Consider the following 6988-nt stretch of genomic DNA (forward strand, 5'->3'; position numbering starts at 1 on the left):
GTGATCCTGGTTATTCGAACCGGTTCTCCAGGGGAGGAACGGGTGTCCAATGGTGAGCACAGGTCGTCGTGTCGTCGTGACGGGAGCCGGTGGATTCATCGGACATCATCTCGTCAAGTACCTCAAACACCGGGGCTACTGGGTGCGGGGCGTCGACGTGAAATACCCGGAGTACGACCGAACGCCCGCGGACGAGTTTGAGCTTCTCGACCTGCGTCGTTGGGCCGACTGTCTACAGGCCGCACGGGGCGTTGACGAATGCTACAATCTCGCCGCCAACATGGGAGGGATCGGGTTCATCACGAGCTTCAAGGCGGCGGTGATGCACGACAACGTGTTGATCAACGTACAGATGCTCGAAGCTGCGCGCGTGAACGATGTCGGCAAGTTCCTGTTCACGTCGTCAGCGTGCGTCTACCCAGGGTACCGGCAACAGACACCCGACGTCATGCCGCTGCGTGAGGAAGATGCATATCCCGCGGACCCCGAAGACGGGTACGGGTGGGAGAAACTGTTCAGCGAGCGCCAGTGCGCCCACTATGCAGAAGAGTTCGGGATGCGGACGTACGTCGTCCGGTTCCACAACATCTACGGGCCGTTGGGCACGTACGATGGGGGTCGCGAGAAATCGCCCGCCGCGATTTGTCGAAAGGTCGCGCTTGCGGGACCGGACGACTCCATTGAAGTGTGGGGAGACGGTCGGCAGACGCGTTCCTACTGTTACGTGGACGATTGCGTCGAGGGCGTGTTCCGGTTGATGCAATCGGACTATCATGCGCCGCTCAATCTTGGTTCGGACCGAGTGGTCACGATCAGTGATTTGGTCGACATCGTGGCGCGCATCGCCGGCAAGCGGATACACAAGCGCTACGATCTGACCAAGCCGCAGGGCGTCCGCGGGCGTAACAGCGACAACACGCGACTGCGAGAAGTGCTGCGATGGGAACCTGGCACCTCGCTGGAAGACGGGCTCGCGTCGACCTACAGATGGATCAGCGAAGAGCTGCGGAACAAGGGACAGCTCAAGGCGCAGATCACACGTTAGGCAGATCCGGCCGCTCCCGGTGCCGACCGCTCGGGTGGGGCGCGAGCGCGTTGCGGGATGGTGGTGCCGCTCAAGACGGAGCAGATCCCGGATGAAACTTCTCGTCGTCCAGCCAACCGGAGACAAGCGCGGCCACTACGGTCTCTACACGACGAAACTGTGCCACGCGGCAGGTGAGCTGGGTCATGACGTGACGCTATGCACGAACCGTCTTGACGTTTCCCAATACCTGCTTGTGCCCCCTCGGTTTCGCCTCGTGGAGATCGCCGATCGCCGCCTGGCATTCGATCGGTTCGATGCGGCGGTCAGTCGCGCGCCTCTCTACTACTACTGGGGGTACTTCCGCAACAGCATCGCGGTCACTGGCGCTGCGATCCGGTTGTGCCAACGCGAGACGTTCGACGCCGTCGCCATCATGGATGCGGAATTCATGACGTCCTCGTGGCTGCTGCGGCGCAGCCGGCGCGAGATCCCCCCGGTGATCATGTTCCTTTGGGCGTCGAATTTTTCTTTCTCCGCGTATCACGGTTCGATGCTGAAAAAGGCATATAAGGTTGTGCAGCGTGAGGTGTTTCGGCGGGCGCTGGGCAACGGGATTCAAGCCCTCGCCGTGCTCGGTGAGTGGCATCGCGACGCATTGCGTGAGCAGCTCAGGCCTTCAACGGGGTTTCCGATTGCCGTTATCCCGGATGGGGCGGACCCCGCCCCCGATATGCCGGACCGCGGGGCCGCGCGGAAACAACTTGGATTGCCCGAGGACGGTCCGCTGTTTCTCTTCTTCGGAATTCTCCGCCGGGACAAGGGTGTCGAATACTTGCTCGACGCCGTAGCCCGGCTTCGGGTGCAACCGTTTCATCTGGTGATCGCAGGATGGCCGATGGAATACACTGCGGAGGCGATGGTCGAGACGGTTCGGCGGCTTAATATCGCCGACCGAGTGATCCTCCGGCTTGCGTACACGCCCGACGGGGAGGTGCCGGCGTATTTTGCCGCGTGCGACGCCTTGATTCTGCCGTACACCAGGGCGTACACGGGCGGAAGCGGCCCGTTGATGAAGGGTGCGTGCACGTACGGGCGGCCGGTGATCGCGACGCGCGTCTCTGAGATGGGACGGCTCGTGGAACGGTACGAGTTGGGGCTCGCGGCGGCGCCCGAGGACGCCGAGTCGCTGCACGAGCAGATGGCCAGATTCCTCACCCTCTCCCAGATCGCCCGGGACGCGATGGCCGCGAACGCGTCTGCGCTCGGGAAGAACAATTCGTGGGACTCACTCGCGCGTCGGCTTGTCGACCTTGCCGAAACCCTCGCGGCATCCGGCTCTTCACGGTGATCGCTTCGTGGTTGTTCCGTAACGTCAATCACCGCCAGGTGATCCTCAAGAACACGTTCTGGCTGACGCTGGCGGTCGGGGTAGCGGGGCTAGGCGACTTTCTCGTCACGATCTATGTCGTTCGCACGTTTGGCGCGGTCCGGTATGGTATCTACGGGTACGCGTTTTCGTTTGTGTCACTTTTTTCGGCGCTGTTCGACTTCGGCATCGCGACCGCCGTCACACGAGAATTCGCGGCCAATCGCAGTCGGGAGCGCGCATTCGGCGAATTGCTCGGCTTGAAGCTTCTCATCGGCGGCGTCGGCTTGATGGTCGTGTGGGCCGGCGGCGCCCTCATTACGCGCGACCCAGTTATCCGGCAGATGATCGTCCTATTGAGTCTCTACATCGCCCTCGTCGAGCTCGTCAATTTCTGCTATGCGCTGTTTCGGGCGCGACAGCAGATGGAGTTCGAGGCGGTTTTTCGGTTTGTGTATACTGTCTGCCTCGTTGGTTTGGTCCTCGGGCTAACGTCCTCCCGCGGCTCGGTGCTCACCCTTGGCGTCGCGTACCTCGGAGCGATTGCAGTGACCGCGGCGAGCGCGTTCATTTTCGTGGCGCGGTCGGGGAAGCTCCCTCTCAGTCCGCGACCTCGGGTGCAGGGTGAGATCTGGCGAGCGTATCTGGGGATCGGTCTCTACATCGCTCTGGGGCGAGCGTCCGGTGATCTGAACCAGAACATCGGTGCCGTCACGCTCGGGTATCTTGGCCGGCTCGCCGAAATCGGATGGTACAATGCCGCCGACAAGATCTACGGCTTGATGCTGTTCCCAATGGGGTTGATCGCGTCTGCGGTGTTCCCGGCCTTGTCGGAGGCGCGACAGCGAGCTCCGGAGCGGTTTGTACGGTATTGGATCACGTGGGGGCGTGTCACGATCACGCTGTCCGTGTTGCTCGCGTGTCTTGTCTTCATGCGATCTCGAGATATCATTGAGCTGTTGTATCGCGGTAGCTTCCTTCCCGCGGCGCTCGCGTTGCAGATCCTCGTTGTGGCCGCGCTCATCGGTTACGTACAAGTTCTGTACTATCACGTGTTGCTGATTGCCGATCGCCAGCGCGAGCTGTTTGTCGCAGGCGTTGTGGCAACCGTGGTACACGTCGTGCTGAACTTTCTACTCGTGCCGCGGTACGGCCTGTATGGCGTGGCGTTGGGCACGGACGCGTCCCAGCTAGTTCTACTCGTTCAGTGCGTGGTACTGACGTCGCGGTACGCCGCAGTCAATCCGGTGTCTCCCGAGCTCCTGCAGTCGCTCGCGGTTGCCCTGGTGTCCGCGGCGGCGACGGCCGCTGTCGTCGCCCGCGTACCGCAGGGTCGGATCGGCCTCATGGTTGCCTTGCCGATCGGCGCGGCCGTCTATTTTGGGATGGTCAGAGTGTCGGGTGAAGTGTGGCGTTGGCTGGCGCGCCGGTGAAAGGGGCACGCCGCGCGGCCCGGCGTTGGTCGAATGGAACCGGTGTTTGTGTCGGCGAATAGGATCACGTCGTCGAAGGAGTGGATGGCCGCATGAAGCGCGCGTTGATCACGGGACTGACGGGCCAGGATGGATCCTACCTCGCAGAACTGCTCCTGTTCAAGGGGTATGAAGTCCACGGGCTGGTGCGACGAGCTTCAACGTTCAACACTCGGCGGATCGAACATATCTATCGCGATCCACACGACCCGGATCGCCACTTGGCTGGTTACTACGGCGACCTTTCGAGCCTCGAGCAGCTCATCAGCCTCATCTACGATGTGCGCCCGGACGAGGTGTATCACCTCGGCGCGCAGAGCCACGTCAAGGTTAGCTTCGAGATGCCGGAGTACACGGGGGACATCACGGGGCTTGGGACGACGCGCGTACTCGAGGCCATCCGCAGGAGTGGAATCAAGACGCGGTTCTACCACGCGTCGAGCAGCGAGATGTTCGGCGACGCGAGGGCGCCGCAGAGCGAGCGGACGCCGTTTCGCCCCCGCAGTCCCTACGCGGTGGCGAAAGTGTACGCGCATTGGATGACGGCGACCTATCGTGAAGGGTACAAGATGTTCGCGAGCAACGGCATCCTTTTCAACCACGAGAGTCCCCGGCGGGGCGAAATTTTCGTCAGTCGCAAGATCACGCGTGCGGTCGCGCAGATTGTTGCCGGGCAGCAGCAGCGTCTGTATCTCGGAAACCTCGCCCCCAAACGCGACTGGGGCTATGCCCCGGAATACGTCATGGCGATGTGGCTGATCCTACAGCAGGATAGGCCGAGCGACTTCGTCATCGGTACCGGTGAGGCCCATTCCGTGTCGGAGTTTGTCGAGGAGGCCTTTTCGTACGTCGGCCGAAACTGGCGCGAGCATGTGAGCATCGATGCTCGGTATCAGCGTCCGCTGGAAGTCGAGAATCTCGTGGCGGACGCGTCGGCCGCGAAGGTGCACCTGGGATGGGTTCCCACGGTGAGGTTCCGCGAGTTAGTGCGCATCATGGTGGACGCAGACATGGAAGCGATTGGGCTGGCGCCGATTGGAGAAGGGAAGAAGATCCTGGAGCAGAAGTTCCCGAACCAGCGTTTCTGGGATTTGCGCGCCGTGTCGCCGTGAACACGCGGGCGGACGGCGGTCGGTTGGTGCGCGGGACGATTGGGGGACTGCTTTGATGCGGACAGAGATGCTTCCACTCACGAAACCGTTCTTCGACGACGACGACTTTCGAGCGCTCAACGACGCGCTGCGGTCCACGTTCGTGAGTGGAGATGGCCCGGAGTGCCGGGCGTTCGAGCAGGAACTGGCGGCATACCTTGGAGTGAGGCACGCGTTTTTTACGACCTCCTGCACAGCCGCGCTTGACCTCGCGTTCTTGGTCAAGGGGCTTCCGCAAGGCGCAGAGGTGATCGTGCCCGACTTCACATTTACGTCGAGTGCGCTCGCCGCGATCATGAACGGATTGAAAGTCGTGCTGGCGGATGTACGCGCTGACAATGGCAACCTGGATATGCGACAGTTGGAAGCAAAGATCACTTCTCGAACAGCGGCCGTTGTGTCCGTCGACTACGCGGGGAACCCGGCCGAGATGGACGAGTTGTTGCGCGTGGCCGGGCGGCACGGATTGTATGTGGTGAGTGACTCCGCGCAGTCGATCGGGGCGACATACAAGGATCGCAAGATCGGCGCGCTGTGCGACGTGACCTGTTTCAGTTTCCACGGAACGAAGAACCTCGTCGTTGGCGAGGGCGGGGCGATCGTGACGAACGACGATGAGGTCGCCGACCGGATCATCGTCGCGCGCGAGAAAGGGACCGACAAGCATCGGTTCCTGTCAAACCCGACGATGAAAGGCTACTATGAGTACATTGGGCGTGGCAATAGCTACGTCCAGTCGAACCTCTTGGGCGCGCTCGGTCGCTCGCAACTGAAGAAACTGGATTTGATGAACGCGCGTCGTCGCGAGATCGCGGCGTTCTACCAGCGCGAACTCGGCGGAATTGACGGACTGAGACTTCCCTCGATCACTGACGGGGCAGTGCCGAATTGGCACCTGTTCTACGTTCTGGTCGACGGTTCGTTCAAAGAGGCGCTGATCGATGGTCTGCGCGCGGAGAGGATCGGCGCCAACATTCACTATCACCCTCTTCACATTAATCGCTACTATCGCGAGGTTTGCTCCTTTGAAGACACGGAGTTTCCTAATGCGACAGCGTTTTTCAACGGGCTAGTCCGGCTGCCGCTCTACTTTGGAATGTCGGACACGGACACCCGAGACGTCGTCGACGCGGTCCACGCGGTGATGGCGGTTCACGTGCGGGCGGGACGGGTCTAGGTCCCGTGTACACCTACAAACATGTTGGGTTTCGACCAGTCGAAGCCTCGGATCTTGAGCGTCTGCGCGAGTTGCGGAACGACATGAGCACTCTGCTGCAGCTTGGATCGGTGGACATGGCGTCCAGCGAAGAGCAGGAGGCGTGGTGGAAGGATCTTGCGCGGCATCGGTCGGAGAAGCGCTTTACCATTGTGGAGACCGCTTCCCACGAAATCATCGGGGCGCTGCGCGTGCAGCACATCGACCCCGTGAACGGACACTGTGAGATCGGCCTCGACATCGTGCCGTCCCGACGTGGGAGAGGCTACGGGACGGCAAGCTACCAGATGGTGCTCGAGTACATGTTTCTGCACCAGAACATGCATATGGTGTACCTGCGGGTTGCAGAGTTCAATCCACGTGCGAGGATGCTATACGAACGTCTGGGCTTCGTGGAGACCGGACGGTATCCGGAGTACCTCTATCGGCACGGCCGCTACTGGGACTACACGATCATGGCGATGACGCGGGATCAGTACGCCAAGCAGTACCCGGTTCCGTAGGCGCGCCGCTGCGGTGCCGGCGCTTCTGCTCGGAGCAACCGGATTCTTGGGAAAACGGCTTGCCCGACGTCTTGCCGCCGAGGGTGTGACGTTCGTTCCGGTGGCTCGTTCGCTCGGAACGGATCTTCGGGATCCCCGGCAGTTCCGACACCTCTTTGAAACCCATCCCGGAATCGACGTGGTGTTCCACGCGGCCGCGTTCGTCGGCGGGATCAAGTTCGGTCTCGCGCATCCGGGGGAGATCTACTACAAT

Annotated in this window: 7 protein-coding genes; all 7 read left to right on the top strand. The window is 61.5% G+C overall.

Annotated elements, in window-relative coordinates; translation table 11 throughout:
* Positions 1–49 precede the first annotated feature (49 nt).
* Positions 50–1045, top strand: coding sequence for an NAD-dependent epimerase/dehydratase family protein (locus VKZ50_10200; protein ID HLJ60092.1), 996 nt, complete (start codon positions 50–52; stop codon positions 1043–1045).
* Positions 1046–1136: 91 nt separating this feature from the next.
* On the top strand, positions 1137–2375 hold the full coding sequence (locus VKZ50_10205) for a glycosyltransferase family 4 protein (GenBank protein ID HLJ60093.1): 1239 nt from the start codon (positions 1137–1139) through the stop codon (positions 2373–2375).
* Positions 2372–3826 carry an oligosaccharide flippase family protein gene (locus VKZ50_10210; protein HLJ60094.1) on the top strand — a complete coding sequence of 485 codons (1455 nt, stop codon included), beginning with the start codon at positions 2372–2374 and terminating at the stop codon, positions 3824–3826. Before VKZ50_10205 ends, VKZ50_10210 begins: the two co-directional genes overlap by 4 nt.
* 92 nt (positions 3827–3918) lie before the next feature.
* Entirely contained in the window at positions 3919–4977 is a 1059-nt protein-coding gene (gmd, locus tag VKZ50_10215; protein ID HLJ60095.1) for a GDP-mannose 4,6-dehydratase, read from the top strand.
* A gap of 67 nt (positions 4978–5044) precedes the next feature.
* Positions 5045–6193 (top strand): DegT/DnrJ/EryC1/StrS aminotransferase family protein, encoded by a 1149-nt coding sequence (locus VKZ50_10220; GenBank protein ID HLJ60096.1) that lies wholly within the window; start codon positions 5045–5047, stop codon positions 6191–6193.
* A gap of 5 nt (positions 6194–6198) precedes the next feature.
* Positions 6199–6735, top strand: coding sequence for a GNAT family protein (locus VKZ50_10225; protein ID HLJ60097.1), 537 nt, complete (start codon positions 6199–6201; stop codon positions 6733–6735).
* A 13-nt stretch (positions 6736–6748) separates the two neighbouring features.
* Positions 6749–6988 (top strand): NAD-dependent epimerase/dehydratase family protein (locus VKZ50_10230; protein ID HLJ60098.1); only part of this gene is annotated, 240 nt, incomplete at its 3' end.

The sequence above is a fragment of the bacterium genome, assembly GCA_035295165.1.
Classification (GTDB): domain Bacteria; phylum Sysuimicrobiota; class Sysuimicrobiia; order Sysuimicrobiales; family Segetimicrobiaceae; genus JAJPIA01.

Bases quoted from the DNA above. Each gene is read 5' to 3' on its own strand.
- VKZ50_10205 (HLJ60093.1), top strand. From the start codon at position 1,137: ATGAAACTTCTCGTCGTCCAGCCAACCGGAGACAAGCGCGGCCACTAC.
- VKZ50_10200 (HLJ60092.1), top strand. From the start codon at position 50: ATGGTGAGCACAGGTCGTCGTGTCGTCGTGACGGGAGCCGGTGGATTC.
- VKZ50_10220 (HLJ60096.1), top strand. From the start codon at position 5,045: ATGCTTCCACTCACGAAACCGTTCTTCGACGACGACGACTTTCGAGCG.
- gmd (HLJ60095.1), top strand. From the start codon at position 3,919: ATGAAGCGCGCGTTGATCACGGGACTGACGGGCCAGGATGGATCCTAC.